A 19,954-nucleotide genomic window follows, 5' to 3' on the forward strand; every position below is an offset into this window, starting at 1 on the left:
TCGTGGATGGACAACGCGCCTTGGCCGGTCTCCTGGCTGACGGGTCGTACCGACCGGACTCCGCCTTCCCGGGCACGTGAGTACCCAGTGGCTGCCGCGAGGGCTGGAGCCGGACTTCCCGATCACAGTGGCGAGGGCCGCACCGGCATCACACCGGATTTCCCGTTCACCAAGGCGTGGCGACATTAGTGCGCAACGGACGTGCTGACAACTTGCGGGCTCGTTGCGCCGGTGGCACGCGCGAGCGCGCATACCACCGCGTGCGCCCCTGTTCAGAGGCTGTGTGCGGAAGTGGCAGGCGGTGGGGAGCGGACGCGGAAGGGGGGCGCACAGGGGGCGCAGAAGCGGGTCTGGAGCCGTCAGGTCCGGGCGTCCGGCGGCGGGGGCGGCTTCGGCGCTCCGCGCGGGGGTGCGATCTTCGCATACGCGACGGGGGATCCGGCGGCGGCCGGAACCTTCTCCGCGGCGCGGTCCGGGTCCGGCGGCAGCAGTGCGTCACGGCGGGCGCCGGGGTCCCAGCCGGTCTCCACGACGCGCTTCTGTACGACGATCGCGCCGAGGAGGACGGCCACGCCGATCAGCAGCATCAGGACGACCCCGCCGGTCTCCCCCGTCTTGGCCGCATAGCCGACGAGTGTGCCGAACCAGCCGAAGTCGGCGTCCCCGAAGGTGGTGTTCTCCTCCCCGAAGGCGCCCAGGACCTTCAGGAGCAGCGCGGGCAGGAAGGTGATGATGACGCCGTTGACGAAGGCGCCGAGCGCCGCGCCGCGGCGGCCGCCGGTCGCGTTGCCGTAGACCCCGGCCGCGCCGCCGGTGAAGAAGTGCGGGACCAGTCCTGGCAGGACGAGGGCGAGTCCGAAGGCCGGGTGGAAGATCCAGGCGAGCAGGCCGAGGCTGACGAGGCCGCCGACGAAGCTGGAGATGAAGCCGATGAGGACGGCGTTCTGTGCGTAGGGGAAGACGATGGGCGCGTCGAGGGAGGGCACCGCGCCGGGCACCAGTTTCCTGGCGATGCCCTGGAAGGCCGGGACGAGTTCGCCGAGGATCGTGCGGACGCCGAAGAGGATCACGGCGACGGCGATGCCGAACTGGAGGCCCTGCATGACGGACTGCATGACGTAGTCGCCGACGCCGCCCGCGCCCGCCGCGCCGTTCTCGCCGAAGGCCTTGAACGCCTCTTCCTTGCCCACCTTCCCGAGGAAGACCAGCGACATGATCAGGTAGATCAGCACCATGGACAGCGCGGTCGCGACCATGGAGTCACGCAGGAAGCGCAGCCCTTCGGGGAGGTCCATCTCCTCGGTGCTGCGGCTGCGACGGCCGACCAGCTGCCCCGTGGCGCCCGCCGCGATGTACCCGGCCGTGCCGAAGTGGCCGATGGCGACGCTGTCGTTGCCGGTGACGCGCTTGGTCCAGGGGTGCGCGAAGGCGGGCATGGCGACCAGCAGGATGCCGAGCAGGACACCGCCGACGACGACCACGACCCATGACGACTGGCCCGCGATGGCCAGGACCATCGTCAGCAGGGTCGCCATGAACAGCATGTGGTGGCCCGTCAGGAAGACATAGCGCAGTGGGGTGAAGCGGGCGAGCAGCAGGCTGATGGCGAAGCCGAGGATCATCAGCCAGGCGACGCGGGCGCCGTACTGCTCCTGGGCGATGCCGACGATCGCCTCGTTGGTGGGGATCACGCCGTGTGCCCCGGTGGAGCCCTGGATCATCTCGCCGAGCGGGGCGAGCGCGCCGACGACGAGGGTGGCGCCCGCCCCGATCAGCAGGAAGCCGAGCGTCGCCTTGATGGCTCCGCCGACGATCTGCCCGGCGGACTTCTTCAGCGCGATCAGGCCCGCGGCCGTGATGAGGCCGATGAGGTAGGCGGGTTGGCTGAGGATCTCGTTGACGAGAAACTCGGCGGTCGACACGAGCCAGTCCATGGTGGGTTCTTTCTCCTTGCCCGGTCTCTCGGTTCTCTCGGGTCCGTGGGCCTCAGATCAGACGTCGTAGGTGTCCCTGAGCACCCGGTCGGCCTCCGTCGCGCTGGTGAAGTCCTCGACGACCTTCACCGGGACGCCCACGTCACCGAGGGTCCTGGCGATCTCCCGCGAGGTGAGGATGGCGACGGCCTCGTTCGCCTTGCCCTTGGCCGAGATGGTGTCCGTCGCCTCGACGGTGACGTACCGGTCCCATCCCCAGCGGTCCAGGACCCCCTCGACGGTCTGCTTGAGGAACAGGCTGGTGCCGACGCCGTTGCCGCAGACGGTCAGGATCTTGTGCAGGTCCCCGCCGCGCGCGGCCTCCTTGCGCGGCTCCGCGGGCGCTCCCCCGCCGCCGAGGATGGCGTGCACGTCCTGCGGGGTGGGTGCCTCGCGCAGGGCGCGTGCCGTGTCGGGATCGGCGAGCAGCCGGGCGAGCGCGCCCATCGCGGCGGTGTGTTCGGAGGCGTCCCTGGCGGCTAGGCCGACGACCAGTTCGACGGGGTCGTTCGCCTCGTGGCCGAACTCGACGGGGGCCGCGAGCCGCACCCAGGACATGCTGGTGCGCAGCACGGCGGGCGAGGGGCGGGCGTGTGCGAACGCAAGGCCGGGCGCGATGACGATGTAGGGCCCGTTCTCCTGGACGTTCTCGATCATCTCCGCGGTGTACGTGTCCGTGGCGGCGCCCGTCGCGACCATCAGGTCACCGGCGCGGCGGACGGCTTCGCGCCAGTCGGCCGCCGGCGCGTCGAGGAGCACGGCTGCCACGGGGAGGATCTCGTTCAGCGCTGCCATGCCCATGATTCTCTCCGACGCGCGCGGCCCGGCACGTCCGCAGCGCCGTTCGGGGCGGAGCCACGCTGGGGCGCCCCCGGAAAGAGTGACCTGGCGAGGGTGGATGGCCCAGGGGTGATTGGCCCCACCGCCGCGGGAGGTACATCTGCGGCTGCACCGCCACGGACCCTGCGGCGGCCGCACCGCCACGAATGGAGTCGCCTTGAAGGCAGCAACGACAGTCCGGGCCACCCGCCGCACCCGGATCGGCGCGAAAGTGCTCGCGCTGGTCGCCACGGCCTCGCTCACCGTGGGCGCGCCCTCCTACGCGAGCGCCCCCGCCTCCGAGGACGCCCCCGCTCCCCGGAGCACCTCGCCCTTCACCGGGCAGTCCGCACGGCAGAACCCGGTCCTCGCCGTGAAGTTCGACAACGCGCGCCGGGCCCGGCCGCACACCGGTCTCGACCGGGCGGACATCGTGTACGTGGAGAAGGTCGAGGGCGGGATGAGCCGCCTGATGGGCGTGTACTCCAGCAAACTCCCCCGCGCCGTCGGACCGGTGCGCAGCGCCCGTGAGTCGGACATCGAGCTGCTGCGTCAGTTCGGGCGGCCCGCCCTCGCCTACTCCGGGGTGCGCAGCGCACTGCAGAAGGTGCTCAGGAACTCCCCGCTGTACGCCCGCTCGCACGGCCGTCTGCCCGGCGCGTACTTCCGCCAGAGCGGGCGCCCCGCCCCGCACAACCTCTTCGTACGGCCGAAGGCGGTGCTGCGCTCGGCGCCGCGGGCCGACCGCCCGGCCGACATCGGCTTCCGCTTCGGCCCGGCCCCGGCGGGCGGAGCCCGCACCGCGGCCAGGACCGTCCGGTACCCCTCCGCCAGCCACACCTTCCGCTGGTCGCCGCGGCAGGGCCGCTGGCTCGCGTCCTTCGACGGCGTCCCGGCCCGCAGCACGTCGGGCGGGCAGCTCGGGGCCCGCACCATCGTGATCCAGTACGTGAACATGCGTCCGTCGCGCTTCAAGGACGTCAACGGCGCGGTGACCCCGTACATCGAGACGGTCGGCCGCGGCAAGGCGCTGGTGCTGCGGAACGGCAAGCGCTACCTGACCCGCTGGGAGCGTTCCGCGGCCACCGGCGGCACCACGTTCACGCGGCCGAACGGGCAGCCGATGCCCTTCGCCCCCGGCCAGGTCTGGATGGTCTACGCGGACCGCCACTGACCCGCGGGAAAGACCGAACGGGCCGGTCGGGGCACTCCCCCCACTTCAGGGGTGTCCCGACCGGCCCGCTCAGCGAGGACCGCGGTGTGTCACCTGCCCACAGGGGCCAGTTCCCGGTCCGTCTCGGCGTCGGGCGTCCCCGTGTCGCCGAGGTTCCTGTGGAGCTTCTCGCCCTCCACGTCCACGTTCGGCAGCGCCTTGTCCAGCCAGCGCGGCAGCCACCAGGCGGACTTGCCGAGCAGTGCGAGGACGGCGGGCACGATCGCCATGCGGACGACGAAGGCGTCGAAGAGGACGGCGATCGCCAGGCCGAAGCCCATCATCTTGATCATGTCGTCGTTCTCCATGATGAAGCCGGAGAAGACGCTCATCATGATGATCGCGGCCGCGGCCACGACCCGTCCGCCGTGGGTGAAGCCGGTCACGACCGACTCGCCGGGGCGCGCCCCGTGGACGTACGCCTCGCGCATTCGCGTCACGAGGAAGACCTCGTAGTCCATCGCCAGGCCGAACACCACGCCGATCATGAAGATCGGCATCATGCTCATGATCGGGCCCGGCTGGTCGACGCCCACGATGTCGGCGAGCCAGCCCCACTGGAAGACCGCGACCACGGCGCCGAGCGCGGCGGCCACCGAGAGCAGGAAGCCGAGCGCCGCCTTGAGCGGGACCAGGACCGAGCGGAACACCAGCATCAGGAGCAGGAACGCGAGTCCGACGACCAGGCCGAGGTAGGGCAGGAGCGCGTCGTCCAGCGTCTGGGAGAAGTCGATGGTCATCGCGGTCTGGCCGGTGATCAGGATCTCGGAGCCGGTGTCGGCCCCGATGCCGTCGACGGTCGAGCGGAGCGACTTGACCAGTTCCTCGGTCTTGTGGTCGCTCGGGCCGGTCTCGGGGACGACGTTCAGGATCGCGGTGTCGCCGGCCTTGTTGGCCTGGGCGGGTGTCACGGCGGCGACGCCGTCGATCTTGGCGATCGAGTCGCCGACGGTCTTGGCCGCGCCCGCCACATCGGAGTCCTTGCTGACCGTGACCATCAGCGGGCCGTTGAAGCCTGCGCCGAAGGACTCGGACAGCATGTCGTAGGCCTTGCGCTGCGTGGTGTCCGGAGCGGACGTGCCCTCGTCGGGCAGGCCGAGCTCCAGGCTGGCCGCGGGTACGGCCACGGCGCCGAGGCCGAGGACGGCGACCAGGAGCACGGAGAGCGGGTGGCGCAGCACGAAGCGGGCCCAGCGGGTGCCGAGCTTCGGCTTGGCGTTCGGGTCGAGCAGCTCGCTCGCGGACTTCTTGCGGTCCTTGCGGCGCAGTACCTTGCGGCCCGCGAAGCCGAGCAGCGCGGGGATCATGGTGAGCGCGATGAGGACGGCGATCACGACGGTGGCCGCCGCGGCCAGACCCATCTTGGTGAGGATCGGGATGTTGACGATCGCGAGGCCCGACAGGGCGACGACCACGGTGAGACCGGCGAACACGACGGCGGATCCGGCGGTTCCGGTGGCCCGGCCCGCGGCTTCCTCGGGTTCGCGGCCCTCGGCTATCTCCGCTCGGTAGCGGGAGACGATGAAGAGGGCGTAGTCGATGCCGACGGCGAGGCCGATCATCATCGCGAGCGTCGAGGTCGTGGCGGAGAGGTCGAGGACGCTGCCGAGCGCCGCGATGCCGGAGATGCCGATGCCGACACCGATGATCGCGGTCAGCAGCGGCATGCCCGCGGCGACCATCGAACCGAAGGTGATGATCAGGACGACCGCGGAGATGGCGATGCCGATGAGTTCGGCGCTGCCGCCCATCTCCTGCTCGGCCATGACGGCGTCGCCGCCGGTCTCGACCGTGAGTCCGGCGTCGCGGGTGGTGTCGGTCGCCTTGGTCAGCGCGTCCCGGGCCTTGTCGGTGAGCTCGGTGGCGGGGACCTTGTAGGTGACCGAGGTGTAGACGGTGCTGCCGTCCTTGCTGACGGTCTTGGCCTTGTAGGGGTCGTCGACGCTCGACACCTGCGGGCCCTTGCCGATGGCGGCGACGAGCTGGTCGACCTCGCTCTTGGGCTGTCCCTCGGTGATCTTCTTGCCCTCGGGGGCGCGGATCACGACGCGGGCGCTGGCGCCTTCGGCGCTGGCGTCGGGGAAGTTCTTCTCAAGGCGGTCGAAGGCCTTCTGCGACTCCGTTCCCGGCATGGAGAAGGAGTCTTCGGGCGGGGAAGGAGCGGCCGACGAGGCGAAGATGGCGCCGGCCAGCGCCACCACCCACAGCAGCGCCACGTAGCGGCGCCGCCGGAAGGCGAGGCGGCCTAGTTTGTACAGGAACGTAGCCACGGCGAAGGGGACTCCCGTCGGGTTCAGCAGGCAGGGACGACCCTCTGCCAATGCGATCGCCGCACGTCAGGGGGTCCAGCAGGATTTCTCCTCTATCCTCACTGCCGATCCAGGGGAACAAGTCCGCCTGCGAGCCGGACTATCGGCCCACGGTCGCTGTACTGCGTCGGGCGAAGTGTCATCCCATGGGAGGAGAGCCGATCTCCCTTTCTAGGCCACAGGGTGCAGTCACGTGTCAACAGTTTCTTCATCATTGGCGCGGAACCATCGACTCCCCTTATCTCGCGCCGCAGCTCGGTCCGCATGTCTGCACCACACACGCATTTTCGCCGCCAGGAGACAGTTACAGCCGTTGGCCGAAATTCGCCGTAACCGCTGGCTCTACGCCTCAGCGCTTGAGGGCCGCCATCCCCTCGGCCGCCTGTTCGTCGGCCCTGGCGCGGGCCACCGCGGCCCGCGCGCCCTCTCCCAGATCGTCGGCCAGGCGGGCCTCGGCCAGCCAGTTGTACGGGCAGACGGGCCGCAGGTTGATGCGCTCGCTCAGCAGGGTGCGGGCCAGGTCGTGGCGGCCCGCGCGCAGGGCGGCCTCCAGCAGGGTCTTGTGCACGGCGTCACGCTGGGCATGACTGCCGCCGTACTCCCCCAGGCGGTGCCGTACGGGGATCAGCAGGTCCACGGTCCGGTCGTAGTGGTGCTGCCCGAAAGCGATCAGCGCGCGGCACACGGGCAGTCCGACCTCCGCGGTCATGGCGTGGTTGGACACGCCTGAGCCGCTGCCCGCGACATAGCGCTCCCGCTCGCGCACCAGGCGTTCGGCCTCGGCGGTGCGGCCCGCGCCGGTGTACGCCATCACCGCGTGCACGTCGTTGAAGGCGTAGTACGCGCCGTCGTGACGGGCGGCCCAGGCGTCGGCGAGCCGCTGCCACCTGTCCCCCGCGTCCTGCCCGGCCAGCTGCAGCCGCCACAGCAGGGCCGCGGCGTCCAGGAGCTCCATCGCCGCGCCCGTCGACCCCGCGTGGTGCAGGGCGGCGTCGTAGATCTCCAGTACGCGCGGGATGTCACCGGCCTCCAGGGCGTAGAGGCAGTAGTGCCACCAGTTGTGCACGTTCAGGTAGTTGCCCGTCGCCCAGTCCGCGGTGCGGGCGTCGAGGAAGCGGATGCCGTCGCCGAACCGCCCCTGCATCTCGTAGGTGTGCACCACGGCATGGACGGCCCACACGTCGCGAGGGCGGCGCTCGACGGCCTCCAGGCCCGTCTCGCGGGCCCGCTCGTAGTGGCCCGACTCCTCGAGGCCGAAGGCGTACATGCCGAGGATGGGGCCGTAGTGCGGATCCGCCGTGTCCCAGGCGGACAGCGCGCCGCCGATGCGGTCCCGCAGCCGCGGTGCATTGCCGGTGAAGAAGTCGATCTGGTGGCCGACGGCCAGCGCGAGCACGTCGTGCGGATACTCCACGGAGATCTCGCCGAGCACCCGGCCCGCCTGGTGGATGTCGCCCCGCAGCCAGGAGGTGGCGGCGGCGACGTGCATGCGCTCGCGCGGTGTCATCTCGCCGCGGTGCACATGCTCCTTGAAACGCTCGAACGCGTTGCGGGCGTCGGCCGCCTCCTTCTCCTCCGTGCCGAGCAGGCCCAGGTGGGCGGCGAGGACGTGGCCCATGACCGAGCGCGGTGCGGCGGTGAGCACCTGCCGGGACGCCTCGGCCACGTCGGCGCGGAAGAACAGCAGGTGTTCCAGTGCCTGTTCGTAGGAGGCGACGGCCTCCGCGCCGGTGCGGGACATCGGGTGGCCGTGCCGGTCGCCTGCCATGGTCGGCTCCTTCCGAGGGAGGCGCTGAGCGGCCCGGTAGGCGATCCGCTGAGCGACAGGGAACCAATCCTGCCCGCCCCGAAGGCACTTGACGCCCCACGTTCGGTGCATGGCCCGTCACGGAGGGGCCCTATCGGCACTCTGGCATCACCGCTTCGGGCGGCCTACCTTGGCATCGGTTGACGCATCACTCGAACGGTTGTTGCACCACCCGAACGGCTTGTCACGCACTTGTCCCTGTTCTTTCGGCAAGAGGCACGAGGTGAGCCATGTTCCTCCGTCAAAGACGCCCTGCACGTGGGCCGGCCGCCCGTCGGCGGCACCGCCCGGCCCGTCGTGTCACCGTCGTCGTCGCCGCCCTCGCCGCCCTGGCGGCGGCCGCCATGGGAACGGCGCGGGCGACCCCCGACGAGACCGGCCGGGCCGACCCCGACCGCCCCTCCATGGCGAGACCCATCGACCCGCAGAACTGGCGCAATCCCGATGACATGACCTGGAGCGAGTACCGCTCCGTGCCCGGCACCGACTGGGCGAACCCCGGCATCGAGCCGACCGACCGGACCTTCAAGGGCGCGCTGGTGCTCCTCGACTACCCCGACGAGGAGTTCACCGTCAGCCAGCCGCCCGGCTCGACCGTCTTCGGCAACCCCCAGACCACCGCGGCCGACGTCCCGCGCACCGGACTTCCGCAGTTCTACGAGGACTTCCTCAACAAACCCGGCGCACTCAACCGCGGCCATACCATCAACGAGTACTGGATGGAGGACTCCGGCGGCCGCGTCGGCGTCGACCTCAAGGCCTTCGGTGTGTACCGCATGCCGTTCAAGTCGTTCCAGTACGGCATAGAGCCCGGCATGAACCCCGGTGCCTGCCCCACCGGCAGCACGTGCGGCAAGGACATCCGCACCAACGGCAAGGCGGCCTGGATCGCCGAGGTCGGCGAGGCCGAGGCGGCCAAGTACGACTTCGTCTTCTTCCTCACCGCGGGGCAGGACGAGTCGTCCACCTGGCAGGAGTTCGGCCAGATGAAGTTCGGCGCGGAGGGACAGGTGCCGGGCACGTGGGGCCCGCCGACCCCCATAGCCTCCGGCAGCAACGCGGCCGCCACCCGCTACGTGCCGTGGACCTCCTGGCAGGCCGCGGCCCGTATCTGGCCGAACGCCGTCACCGGCTCCTCCACCCAGGCCGAGAGCTCGGGCATGGGGGTGTACGCCCATGAGCTCAGCCACATCCTGGGCATCGGCGACAACTACAACAACCCCTACGGCAAGCCCCTGAGCCGCGCCTACACCGGCATCTGGAGCATGCTCTCGCGCGGCTCGTTCAACGGCCCCGGCGGACCGCACACCCGCTGGAAGATACCGGCCACCGAAGGCGGCTCGATGGGCTCCCAGCACATCCTGCGCGACAAGCTGAAGCTCGGCATCGTGGACGAGAAGAACGTGCTGCGCCTGGACCGCGACGCGCTCAAGGACTCCGGGGTGGTCGTCGCCAAGGTCACCGCCCGCTCCGCGCCGCCCGGCGCGAAGGGCCTGTCCGGCGTCAACATCGCCATGTCCCGCGACCTGTCCCCCGCCTGCGACCGCGCCACCGACCCGCTGTGCGACGGCAGCGGCTACGAGAACTACACGGTCGAGGTCGTGGACCGGATGGGCATGGACTCCTTCACCCCGGACAACGGCGTCCTGATCACCAAGACCAAGAACCAGGACCGGGCCCCGTTCGCCTGGGTGGTCGACGCCCACCCCGAGGACATCGACATGGTGGACTTCACGCGCCCAGACGGCACCCAGCAGAAGATCACCATGGGCGACTACCGGCAGCTCAGCGACGCGCTCTTCCACGCCGGAGCGGACTCCGGCAGCTCCTACGAGTACGTCGACCGCGCCAACCGTCTGCACTTCTACGTCAGCGACATCCGGCGCGGCCGCTCCGGCGTCCTGTCGTACACCATCGCCGTCAAGTCGCTGGACGGGGCGGGCCCGCAGCGCCGCGGGACCGCGCTGGACCGCGGCGAGGCCACCGGCAGCCCGTTGAAGAACCGTGCTACCTGCACCTTCCCGCTGACCAACACCGGCCGCGCCCCGGTCGATCCGCCGGGCGGACATCCCGAGGACGCCGCCCGTTACCTCGACTCCGACGTCTACCGGCTCTCCGCCGAGGCATCGGGACGCGGCTGGTCCGCCTGGCTGCCCAGCGAGCTGGCCACCGCCAGGGCGGGCGCCACGGTCGACGTGGACGTCGCCGTCTCCGCGACGGCGAACGCCCACTCGAAGGGCCGACTCAGCCTGACGGCCCGCTCCGTGAGCGACCCGCACAAGGCGGCCACGGCCACCTGCACCCTCACGAAGAAGGGCGGCCGCTGACGGAGAACCTCGCGAGTTCTTCCGCCGTCAGGCCGCGGGCCGCAAGGGGCGGAAGAACTCGCGCAGTTCACGCGCGACCTGCTCGGGCTCTTCGTGCGCCATGAAGTGACCGCCGTTGCGCGGGGTGCTCCAGTGGCGCAGGTCCGTGAGGACACGCTCAGCCAGGCTCTTCGGGTAGTGCGCGAAGGCCGGTTCGTGGCTGAGGGTGACGGCGCCGGGCACGGTGATGGGCGGCACGGGGGTGTTGTGCCGTACGTAGTCGTAGTACTGCCGGAAGGACGAGCCGATGCTGCCGGTGGCCCAGTAGAGGGTGGCGATGGTCAGCAGGGTGTCCTTGTCCCACCGCGCCTCTAGGTCGCCGTCGCAGTCGCTCCAGTCGCGGTACTTGTCGATGATCCAGGCGAGCAGACCGGCCGGGGAGTCCCGCAGGGCGGCGGCGATCGTGTCGGGCCGGGTGCACATGATTTCGCTGTAGCCCTGGTCCTCGGCGTCGAACGCGGCCAGGTGGTCGAGGTAGGCCTGTTCCTCGGCGGTCGGCGGCCGCGCGTCGAAGTCCGCGGAGACCACCGCGGACGTGAGGTGCACCCCGGCGACGTCTTCGGGGTACAGGGCGCCGAGCCACTGGGTGATGCCTCCCCCGATGTCCCCGCCGAAGGCGCCGAAGCGCTGGTGGCCGAGGGTGCGGGTCATCAGCTCGTGCCAGATCTCCGCGACGGAGCGCCTCGTGAAGGGCCCCTGGGGCAGTTCGGAGTGGAGGAAGCCGGGCAGGGAGGGCACGACGACGTCGAACGCGTCGGCGGGGTCGCCGCCGTGGCTGCCCGGGTCGGCGAGGCGCCGCGCGAGGGGCAGCATCTCGACGTAGCTGCTCGGCCAGCCGTGGCTCAGGACCAGCGGCAGCGGGGCGGGGGCGCCCTCGGGCCGTACCCCGCGCAGGTGCACGAAGTGCACACGGGCGCCCGCGACGTCGGCGACGCGGTGCGGGAAGGCGTTGAGCCCGGCCTCGGCGGCGCGCCAGTCGAAGCCGTCCGCCCAGTAGGAGACGAGCTCGCTCAGATAGCCGGGGTCGGTGCCTGCCGCCCAGTAGGTGGGGTCGGAGGCCGCGGTGAAGAGGGTGCGGCGCAGGCGTGTGCGCAGGTCGTCGAGGACGTCGTCCGGGACGGAGACCTCAAAGGGTGTGGCGTTCACGGTGGAGCGGTTCCTTTGCTCAGGAGGGTGCGACGTTCGGTCGCGGTGGGGGCGCTCCTGGCGGTGGCGTCGAGCCCGTGACGCAGGACGTGAGGTGTCGGACGTCAGACGAGGCTGTGGACGCGGGCTGTGGTCAGGAGGGCCCGGACGGGGTACTGCGTGCTGTGCCGCGCGGTCATCGGGCTCACCTCCCTGCGTCTCTCGTGCCGCTCCGCGCCGGGCGCGGCGCGTGCGTCGTCGGCGATCATACACACGTACTGCCGTGCGTCACCCGGTATTTGACGTGGTCCTGGAGTCCTAGGACCGACGGACGGTGCCGACGCCGTCCGGGGCCCGTGGCCGGACCGCCGCGCCCCGACCACACTGGTGCTCATGGACACGGAACAGATCGACGCCTACTTGCGGCACATCGGCGCCGGGCGCCCCGCCGCCCCCACCACGCGGGCCCTCAACGACCTGCATCTGGCGCATGTGCGCAGCGTGCCCTTCGAGAACCTCTCGATCCACCTCGGCCAGGACATCGAGCTCACCGACAAGGCCCTGGTGAGCAAGGTCGTGGACGCCCGCAGGGGTGGCTTCTGCTACGAGCTCAACGGCGCCTTCGCCGCGCTTCTGACGGCCCTCGGCTTCGACGTCGCGCTGCTGCAGGCCCGGGTGTACGACGACGCCGCGGAGCTCGGCATCCCGTTCGACCACCTCGCGCTCCGGATCCGCACGGAGGACGGCGGCGACTGGCTGGCGGACGTCGGCTTCGGCGCCCACAGCGAGCTGCCGCTCGCCTATGCCGACCGTGGCGAGCAGACCGACCGCGGGGGCACGTTCCGCATCACGGAGACTCCGGACGGCGACCTCGATGTCGTCAAGGACGGGAAGCCGCAGTACCTGGTCGACCCGCGCCCGCGCGCGCTGGCCGACTTCAAGTCCGGCGCCTGGTACCACCGCACCTCGCCCGACTCGCACTTCACGCGCTCCCTCGTCTGCTCCCGCCGCACCGAAAACGGCCGCATCACCCTGAGTAGACGCACCCTGACGACCACCGTGGACGGTGAGCGGCAGACCACCGAGCTGACCACGGAGGCGGAGGTCCTTGCCGCCTACGACCAGCACTTCGGCATCGTGCTGGAGCGGGAGCCGCACGTACGGGAGACCGGGTGACCTGAGGCGGTACGCCCCGTTCGCTGCATGGCGATGAGTTCCGGGCGGTGCGACGGTCCACATAGACAGAAGGGCGGACAGGACCGCCGCGTACCCGACAGGAGAACACCATGCCCACGATCACGCCCAGCCTCTGGTTCGACCTGCAGGGCGAGGAGGCAGCGAAGTTCTACGTCTCGGTCTTCCCGAACTCGGAGATCACGAGCGTCTCGTACTACGGCGAAGGCGCCCCGCGCCCGGCGGGCACCGTCCTGACCGTGGAGTTCGTGCTCGACGGCCGGTCCTTCACGGCGCTCAACGGCGGGCCGGACTTCACCTTCAACGAGGCCGTCTCCTTCCAGATCCCCTGTGCCGACCAGGCAGAGGTCGACCACTACTGGACGAAGCTCTCCGAGGGCGGCGAGGAAGGGCCCTGCGGGTGGCTGAAGGACAAGTACGGCCTGTCCTGGCAGGTCGTGCCCACCGTCCTCAACGAGCTCCTCACCGACCCGGACGCCGAGCGGGCGCAACGGGCCATGCGGGCGATGCTCGGCATGAAGAAGCTGGACGTGGCCGCGCTGCGGGCGGCGGCGGACGGCACGGCGTAGCCAGGCCCTCCTGACACGCCTCCTCACATCCCTCCTGGCTACGCCTTCCTGGCCACCACCAGCCGCCAGCAGGGGCTGCCGTCGGGGCGGCGGCCGAACTCCTCCAGGGGCAGCAGCCGCACGTCGAAGCCCGCGTCCGCGAGGTCCTCGCGGACCCCGCCGAGCGGGAAGGTCCGGTAGTACATGACGAACGGCGGGCGCCACAGGAGGTTCCGTGCGCGCATCGCGACGTCGAAGCCGAGCAGCGCCCAGTACCAGGGCGACGCGAAGGACTGCGGGGCGCCGATCGGGAACGCGAAGAGGCCGCCGGGACGCAGCGCCCGGTGGACACCGGCGAAGAGGGCGGGCCGCTCGGCGGGCAGGAAGTGTCCGAACGCTCCGAAGCTGACGGCCAGATCGAAGCCCCCGGACCCCTCGGAATCTCCGGAGAACGGCAGTGCGCGGGCGTCGGCCCGCACCCATTCGACCGCGGGCCCGTCCGGGCCGCCGCCCCGCGGGACCGCTTCTGCCGCGGCCGCCAGCATGCCCGCGCTGAAGTCCACCCCGGTGACGCGCTCCCGGCACAGCGACCGCAGTGTGTCGACGCCCGCGCCGGTTCCGCAGCACACGTCGAGCCCCGCGTCGAAGGGCCCGAGCGGGCGCAGAACGTCGGCCGTGGCCGTCAGGAATCGGCCAGGCGTGCGGAAAGGCGTGCGGTCGAACTTCGGGGCGAGCAGGTCGTACCCGTGCTCGGTGGACGAGAACGCCTGAACTGCGAGCTCGCGCAGCGTGGGACCCTGGGAGGAGAACATCGGCTCCAGGGTAGTCAGCGGGGCGGTGGAAGGGGGACACGGCGAGGCGCTGCCGTGGCCGGATACCGCCATGAGGTCTATCGGCAGGTGGCGAGGGTCGGGTAGAGGTTCACGTCTGCCCCAGACCCGCTCCTCGCTCCCGGAGGTCCCCCATGACCACTGACCGGCACAGGACAAATGCCTCATCGGGCAAGACCCGGTTCGACGACATCTACGACCAACCGGACCCTCGCGCCTACTTCCGGACACTGGCCCCCCACGAGTACGAGATCCCGCAGCACGCCCAGGCGGTCTTCCGCCGCACCCGCGACCTCCGCGCCCGCCTGCTCGGCCACGAGGGCCCCGTGACGGTCCTCGACCTGTGCTGCTCGTACGGCATCAACGCGGCGCTGCTCAACCACGACCTGACGCTCGCCGACCTGTACGCGCACTACACCAGTGACGAGGCGGCCGCGCTCACGCCGCACGAACTCATCGAGCGCGACAAGGAGTTCTACGCCTCGCGGCGGCGCGCCGACGCCACCCCGGTGATCGGCCTGGACATGGCGGCGAACGCCACCCGCTACGCCCTGGACGCGGGCCTGCTCGACGAAGCGTATGCCGAGAACCTGGAGCGGCATCCGCCCAGCCCGGAGCTCCGTCGCGCGATGGGCCGCACCGGACTGATCACGGTCACCGGAGGCATCGGCTACATCTCGCACCTCACCTTCGACGCGCTGCTCGACTGTGCACGACTGCCGGTCTGGGTCAGCGCGTTCGTCTTGCGGTCGGTGCCTTACGGGCCCATCACCGACACGCTCACGGCGCACGGCCTCGACACCGTGACGGACTCTTCACGGACGTACACGCAGCGGCGCTTCACCAGCCCCGAGGAGCAACGCGATGCCGTCCAGCAGGTGATCCTGGCGGGTGAGGATCCCGCGGGGTACGAGTCGGAGGGCCGGTACCACACGCGGCTGCACGAGTCGCGGCCGCGCACGGAGTGATCCCGGCCGCGCGAGGCGGCCGTCAGAGCGCCAGGGAGTAGCCGGTCCCCGGGCGCCCGTCGAGGTGGATGTCCCCGACGGGCACGAAACCGGCCCGCGCGAGCACGGCCTGTGAGGCCGGGTTGTCGAGCGTCGTCCCGGCACGCAGTGCGGTCAGGCCGTACGCGGTGACGGCGAGGTCGCGGATCTCCCGGACCGCCCGGGTGGCCAGGCCCCGGCCCGCGGCCTGCTCCGCGATCCGGTAGCCGAGCTCGGCGCTGCCGTCCGCGACGTCGACCAGGTTGACCCGTCCGAGGATCCCGCCGCCGTCGTCCACCAGGACGTGGAAGAAGCAGGCGCCCGTGGCCTGCTCGGCCAGGAGGGCGCGGTGGCGGGTGTCGAAGTCGCGGAAGTAGGCGTCTCCGCGGTCGGGCACGGAGGCCGCGAAGTAGGCGCGGTTGGTCTCCTCGAAGGCGCACAGCGCGGGCGCGTGGTCGGCGCGCAGAAGCTGGAGCTCGGGGAGCGTTGCGGGGGCGGGCATGGAGGAACTGTAAGGAGCGTGCCCGCCGGCTCGCGCACTGGGCGGCTGCGGTGACGCGTCGGGCAGGGGCACGGGTCCCGTCAGCGCCCGTCCGGCGGTTGCACCTGCTCGTACAGCGCCACCAGCACGCCGTGCACCGGCTGGCCCTCCGCGTCCTCCTCGGCCTCGTCGACCAACCGGGCGAGCGTCTCGCCGAGTTCGCGCGCCTTGTCGGGGCTGAGGCGCACGTGGCGCAGGGACAGAGTCGTCCGCTCGGACCTCCCCAGCTCCTGGGCCACGGCCCCGAGCATCGCAGCCGTCCCCTCGGCCTGCGGCTCGGCGACGGCCATGCGCTCGGCCACCCGCTGGTAGTACTGCTCGGTGCCGCCCCTTACCTTGCGGGTCTCGGCGACATGGACCAGTCCGGCGGTGCGCAGCACCTTCAGGTGGTGGGCCACATTGCCCTTGCCGGTGCTCAACTGCGCCGCCAGCTGACTGATGGTGGCGGGCCGGTGGCCCAGCGAGAAGAGCAGGCGCTGGCGCAGGGGGTGCGCCAGCGCGGCGTGCTGCTCGGGTGACTCGATCGCGACGACCGGGTGCGGTGGGGACTGCTGATGCGGCTCGGACATACGTCAAGTGTCTAATCTTCTTGACGCTTTGGGAAGAGTGCTGCTCTACTCACCTGCCATGACCACCACCGAACAGCAGCTCAGCGTCGCCCCCGTCGTCGAGGCGACCGCCCAACTCCTCCTGGACCACTATGTGTTCCCCGAGATCGCCGAGCCGCTCGCCGCCCTGCTGCGGCGCCGCACCGCGGACGGCGCGTACGACGTCGAGGACCCCGCCGACCTGGCACGCCTGGTCACCACGGACCTCCAGTCCCTCAACGGCGACCTGCACCTGCGCCTCAAGCACCACGTCGATCCGGTGCCTCCGGAGCAGGGCGCGGCCGCCATGGCAGCCATGCGTGCGCAGTTCGACTCCTCGCTGGGCGGCGCGCCCCGCGTGGAGCTGCTCGGCGGCCGCGTCGCGCTGCTCGAACTGACCCCGGCCCTGTTCCCCCTGTCGTGGTCCGCCGAACCGCTGGGCGCCGCGCTCTCCCTGGTCGCCCCCGCCGACGCCCTCGTCCTCGATCTGCGCGCCAACACCGGCGGGGATCCCGACACGGTCGCCTTCGTCTGCGGCCACCTGCTGGCCGGGCGCACCCACCTCAACTCCATGTACTGGCGCGCCGGCGAGCGCCTGGAACAGTCCTGGAGTCCTGCGCACGTTCCGGGCGCACGCTTCGGCGGCACCAAGCCGCTCTACGTACTGACGAGCGGCCGCACCTTTTCGGCGGCCGAGGAACTCGCCTACGACCTGCAGCAACTGGGCCGTGCCGTCGTGGTCGGGGAGACGACGGGCGGCGGGGCGCACCCGCGCGACGGCTGGACGGTGCATCCGCATCTGGAGGCGACCATCCCGGTGGGCCGGTCCATCAACCCCGTCTCCGGCACCAACTGGGAAGGCACGGGCGTACGCCCCGACGTGCCCTGCGCCGCCGACGACGCACTCGACCGGGCCCGCGCACTGGCCCTGGCGAGGCTCGACGGAGAGCCCGACGAGCCTCGCCCCGAGGCGGTCAACCCTGTTCAGGGGAGTGCGGGCTGACCGCCGTGCGCGCTACGAAGCGTCGCGCACCGTGCCCGTGAGCACCGGGCCCGGCTGCGGCTCCCACTTCGCGTCGTAGACGTAGAGCTGGCCCTTGACGGACTCGTCCTGCTCGCTCACCCGGTCCTTGATGGTGGGGATGCGCACTTCGGCGCTCTTCTCACCCGCGGGTACGTTCACGAACAGGCCCCGTTCCCCCGACATCGTCGACAGCGGCCTTTCCGGACGGGGTGACGCGCCGAACTCGCTCGCCAGCCAGCCCGGCTCCACGTCCAGGGTGGACAGTTCCTTGCCGCCGTCGACCGGCTGGAAGGAGAGGGTGCCCATCATGTCCACATCGACCGCCTCCGACAGCGTCATCCGCCAGGTCAGGGGCTTGCCCTCGGTGACGCGGTCCGCGACGGGTTCGAGGGTGACCTTCGGCGCCGGGTCGTCGTTCTCCGCCATCACCCCGCCCCGGTAGGAGCCGACCACAGCACCCCGCACCGCCTTGACCAGCGCGTCGTGTCCGGTGTCCTGGTTGTAGCGGGTGTCGCCGCGCACCTCGACGGGCACGTCGACGTGCTCACCCGGGCGTACCGTCACCATCCGGTTCGCGACCTCGCCCGTGTCGCCGTCGGGCACGAAGAGCCTGACCTTGCCGCTGCCCTTGCCGGAGACCGTGATCGGAACCTGGTAGGTGCGCACTCCGGAGTCGCCCTCCTTCACGTTCAACCGGCCGACGTCGACGCGCGGCAGCTCGGGAGCCCGCACGGCCGGTGTGCCCGGGCGCCAGCCCCAGGCGTCCATCAGCCACGCCTTGCCCGAGCGGGTGCGCGGCGTGAGTTCCACGGTCTTCACGTGCTTGAGGTCCAGCTTCTCCCGGGCCGAGGCCGACAGGGGTACGCGCACCTCGCGGCCCCAGTAGGAGGCGGTGAGGTCACTGCCCGGCAGTCCGTCGACGCGGACCCGGCCTAGCCCGGCCCGGTGGCCCGAGCCGTCGACGAGCGAGACGTCGAACCGGGTCCCGGTGGTGTTGGGCGGCACGATCACCCGCAGCGCCACGTCCTTGGCGCCCGCCAGGGAGAACGGACGCGCGGGGCTCACCCGCACCGGGTCCCCCGCCCGCGACCAGCGCATCGCCACCGCGTCGCGCCCCGGCTCCGGCGCGAACTCCCAGAACGCGAAGTGCGGTGACCTCCCGGACGTGGTGGACGGCAGACAGGCCTTCGTCTCGTCGGTCGCGATCTGGGCGCACAGGCGTCCGCCCTTGACCTTGGTCGAGGCGCCGGGCAGCAGGGCCTGCGTGCGGTGCGCGCCGACGGCGTGGGTCAGCACCTGCGCGGGGTCCGCCGAGGGGGCGCGTCGGCCCGAGCCGTCGAGGAGGGGGCGCACCCGGTCGTCGTCCGCGACGAACAGCCGGGCCGCCGCGGCTATGTAGGTGGCACCGGCGGCCTGCTGCTGCGGTGCGGTCAGCCGGGTCCTGGTGCCCTTCGAGCAGACCGGGTCGGAGGTCTCGTCGGTCGGGAAGTCGTCGTCGGCGGGAGCCGTCGACTGGCCCGGAGTCCACTCGCTGTTGAAGAAGTTGTGGTTGGCGCCGACCATGTACACCGCGCTGTGCAGGGCGGTGCCGCGGCTGACGCCGCGCGTTCCGTCGACGTACAGCTCGCCCTGCAGGTCGGACACGTCTCCGTCGCAGCCCGGCAGGATCGTCACGGAGGGCACGTCGGGGGCCGGGTTCTGGCCGAAGAGGGTGGGGCCGATGAGGACGTTGCCGCGGATCTTCCAGCGGACCGGTCCGGTGGGGACGTCCTGGTCGGCGGGCGGACGGTAGAGGCTGTCCAGCGCGGCGCGGTCGACGCCCTCGCCGCCACGGGAGTGTCCGACGAGGAGGACGCGGGACAGGTTCGCGGGCGCGACGGCGCGCACGGCGGCCGGTGCGGCCGACCTCTTGTCGGCCCAGTCCGCCCAGCGGGCGAGGTGCAGCCGCACCAGGGTCGAACGGGCCTGCGCGCCGCCGTCCTCGGCCCGTTGGTCCTGGCCGTTGATGCCGTTGGCGGCGATGGAGACCGTGACGTATCCCTGGGAAGCGAGGAGCTTCTGGGTCCGCTGGTAGCCCAAGTGGCTCGGCACCGGCTTCAGGCCTGTCTTGCAGGGCCACGCCATCTGCCGTTCGGCGCCGTAGCAGGTGTAGTGGCGGCCGTGCAGGAACAGGGCCAGCGGCCGCTTGCCGGGCGCGTCGACGGGGCCGACCACGTTGGCCTTCATCTCCACCGGCTCGGGGAACCCGGGCAGCCGCACCGACTTGAGCGTGTACGAGCCGGTGGCGGTGCGGTAGCGGCCCGGCTTTCCGGGGTCGACGCCGTTCGCGGGCAGCGGCTCCGCGGGACGGGCCGCCCGGCCGGTCCGCGGGCCCCGCGACTTCGCGTCGGACCCCGCCTCGTCCAGACGGCGTCCGGCGGCCAGCACCTTCAACTGCCGCACGGGACCGATGCCCGCGCCGTGCAGCGGCAGCCGGAACGAGCGCCCGTCCTGCGCCGCCACCGGTCGGCCGAGAAGCCTGTTCCCGGAGTAGAACTCGACCCGCGCGTCGCCCATGGCCACCGGGTCGGGCGAGGCCCACACGAGCTGCTTCCCCTCGCCCTTGCCGGACAGCCGCCAGCCGTCAGGCAGC

At 71.4% G+C, this 19,954-nt stretch carries 16 protein-coding genes and 1 riboswitch; of the genes, 6 read left to right on the plus strand and 10 right to left on the minus strand.

Annotation, left to right across the window (positions count from 1 at the left end; translation table 11 throughout):
- Nucleotides 1-4: 4 nt before the first annotated feature.
- A riboswitch (cobalamin riboswitch) is annotated at nt 5-189 on the minus strand.
- 170 nt (nt 190-359) lie between these two features.
- Nucleotides 360-1,934: a PTS ascorbate transporter subunit IIC gene (locus ABZV77_RS39380; RefSeq protein ID WP_356267633.1), complete on the minus strand. Its 1,575-nt coding sequence runs from the start codon at nt 1,932-1,934 to the stop codon at nt 360-362.
- A 57-nt stretch (nt 1,935-1,991) separates the two neighbouring features.
- Nucleotides 1,992-2,768 (minus strand): PTS sugar transporter subunit IIA, encoded by a 777-nt coding sequence (locus ABZV77_RS39385; protein ID WP_356267635.1) that lies wholly within the window; start codon nt 2,766-2,768, stop codon nt 1,992-1,994.
- Between the two features lie 202 nt (nt 2,769-2,970).
- On the opposite strand from ABZV77_RS39385, the gene ABZV77_RS39390 reads away from it, so the two are divergent.
- Nucleotides 2,971-3,966, plus strand: a complete 996-nt coding sequence (locus tag ABZV77_RS39390) for a DUF3048 domain-containing protein (protein ID WP_356267637.1) — start codon at nt 2,971-2,973, stop codon at nt 3,964-3,966.
- An 89-nt stretch (nt 3,967-4,055) separates the two neighbouring features.
- On the opposite strand, the gene ABZV77_RS39395 is transcribed toward ABZV77_RS39390, so the two are convergent.
- Nucleotides 4,056-6,275: an MMPL family transporter gene (locus ABZV77_RS39395; protein ID WP_356267639.1), complete on the minus strand. Its 2,220-nt coding sequence runs from the start codon at nt 6,273-6,275 to the stop codon at nt 4,056-4,058.
- Between the two features lie 388 nt (nt 6,276-6,663).
- Nucleotides 6,664-8,082: a tetratricopeptide repeat protein gene (locus ABZV77_RS39400; RefSeq protein WP_356267641.1), complete on the minus strand. Its 1,419-nt coding sequence runs from the start codon at nt 8,080-8,082 to the stop codon at nt 6,664-6,666.
- Between the two features lie 269 nt (nt 8,083-8,351).
- Between ABZV77_RS39400 and ABZV77_RS39405 the strand changes: the two genes are divergently transcribed.
- Complete coding sequence (locus ABZV77_RS39405; RefSeq protein WP_356267643.1) at nt 8,352-10,448, plus strand: M6 family metalloprotease domain-containing protein; 2,097 nt, start codon at nt 8,352-8,354, stop codon at nt 10,446-10,448.
- A gap of 27 nt (nt 10,449-10,475) precedes the next feature.
- On the opposite strand, the gene ABZV77_RS39410 is transcribed toward ABZV77_RS39405, so the two are convergent.
- Nucleotides 10,476-11,633, minus strand: a complete 1,158-nt coding sequence (locus ABZV77_RS39410) for an epoxide hydrolase family protein (protein ID WP_356267644.1) — start codon at nt 11,631-11,633, stop codon at nt 10,476-10,478.
- Between the two features lie 104 nt (nt 11,634-11,737).
- A complete protein-coding gene (locus tag ABZV77_RS39415; protein WP_356267646.1) occupies nt 11,738-11,881 on the minus strand; it encodes a hypothetical protein in 144 nt (47 codons plus the stop codon).
- 124 nt (nt 11,882-12,005) lie between these two features.
- On the opposite strand from ABZV77_RS39415, the gene ABZV77_RS39420 reads away from it, so the two are divergent.
- Both ABZV77_RS39420 and ABZV77_RS39425 read left to right on the plus strand, forming a co-directional pair.
- On the plus strand, nt 12,006-12,788 hold the full coding sequence (locus ABZV77_RS39420) for an arylamine N-acetyltransferase (RefSeq protein ID WP_356267647.1): 783 nt from the start codon (nt 12,006-12,008) through the stop codon (nt 12,786-12,788).
- 110 nt (nt 12,789-12,898) lie between these two features.
- Nucleotides 12,899-13,375: a VOC family protein gene (locus tag ABZV77_RS39425; protein ID WP_356267649.1), complete on the plus strand. Its 477-nt coding sequence runs from the start codon at nt 12,899-12,901 to the stop codon at nt 13,373-13,375.
- Nucleotides 13,376-13,413: 38 nt separating this feature from the next.
- Here the strand turns inward: ABZV77_RS39425 and ABZV77_RS39430 are convergent, their stop codons facing one another.
- On the minus strand, nt 13,414-14,166 hold the full coding sequence (locus ABZV77_RS39430; RefSeq protein ID WP_356267651.1) for a class I SAM-dependent methyltransferase: 753 nt from the start codon (nt 14,164-14,166) through the stop codon (nt 13,414-13,416).
- Between the two features lie 152 nt (nt 14,167-14,318).
- Here ABZV77_RS39430 and ABZV77_RS39435 point away from each other — a divergent pair, with 152 nt between their 5' ends.
- Nucleotides 14,319-15,152 carry a hypothetical protein gene (locus ABZV77_RS39435; protein ID WP_356267653.1) on the plus strand — a complete coding sequence of 278 codons (834 nt, stop codon included), beginning with the start codon at nt 14,319-14,321 and terminating at the stop codon, nt 15,150-15,152.
- A 22-nt stretch (nt 15,153-15,174) separates the two neighbouring features.
- Here ABZV77_RS39435 and ABZV77_RS39440 read toward each other — a convergent pair whose 3' ends face one another.
- The gene (locus ABZV77_RS39440) at nt 15,175-15,672 is read right to left on the minus strand and encodes a GNAT family N-acetyltransferase (protein WP_356267655.1); all 498 of its coding nucleotides are present in this window, start codon (nt 15,670-15,672) and stop codon (nt 15,175-15,177) included.
- Nucleotides 15,673-15,752: 80 nt separating this feature from the next.
- Entirely contained in the window at nt 15,753-16,280 is a 528-nt protein-coding gene (locus ABZV77_RS39445) for a winged helix-turn-helix domain-containing protein (protein WP_356267657.1), read from the minus strand.
- 58 nt (nt 16,281-16,338) lie between these two features.
- Here ABZV77_RS39445 and ABZV77_RS39450 point away from each other — a divergent pair, with 58 nt between their 5' ends.
- Nucleotides 16,339-17,301: a S41 family peptidase gene (locus tag ABZV77_RS39450; RefSeq protein WP_356267659.1), complete on the plus strand. Its 963-nt coding sequence runs from the start codon at nt 16,339-16,341 to the stop codon at nt 17,299-17,301.
- Nucleotides 17,302-17,313: 12 nt separating this feature from the next.
- Here ABZV77_RS39450 and ABZV77_RS39455 read toward each other — a convergent pair whose 3' ends face one another.
- On the minus strand, nt 17,314-19,878 hold the full coding sequence (locus ABZV77_RS39455; protein WP_356267799.1) for a hypothetical protein: 2,565 nt from the start codon (nt 19,876-19,878) through the stop codon (nt 17,314-17,316).
- Between the last annotated feature and the right edge of the window lie 76 nt (nt 19,879-19,954).

Origin of the sequence: Streptomyces sp. NPDC004732, from assembly GCF_040609235.1 — a bacterium.
Lineage (GTDB): Bacteria > Actinomycetota > Actinomycetes > Streptomycetales > Streptomycetaceae > Streptomyces.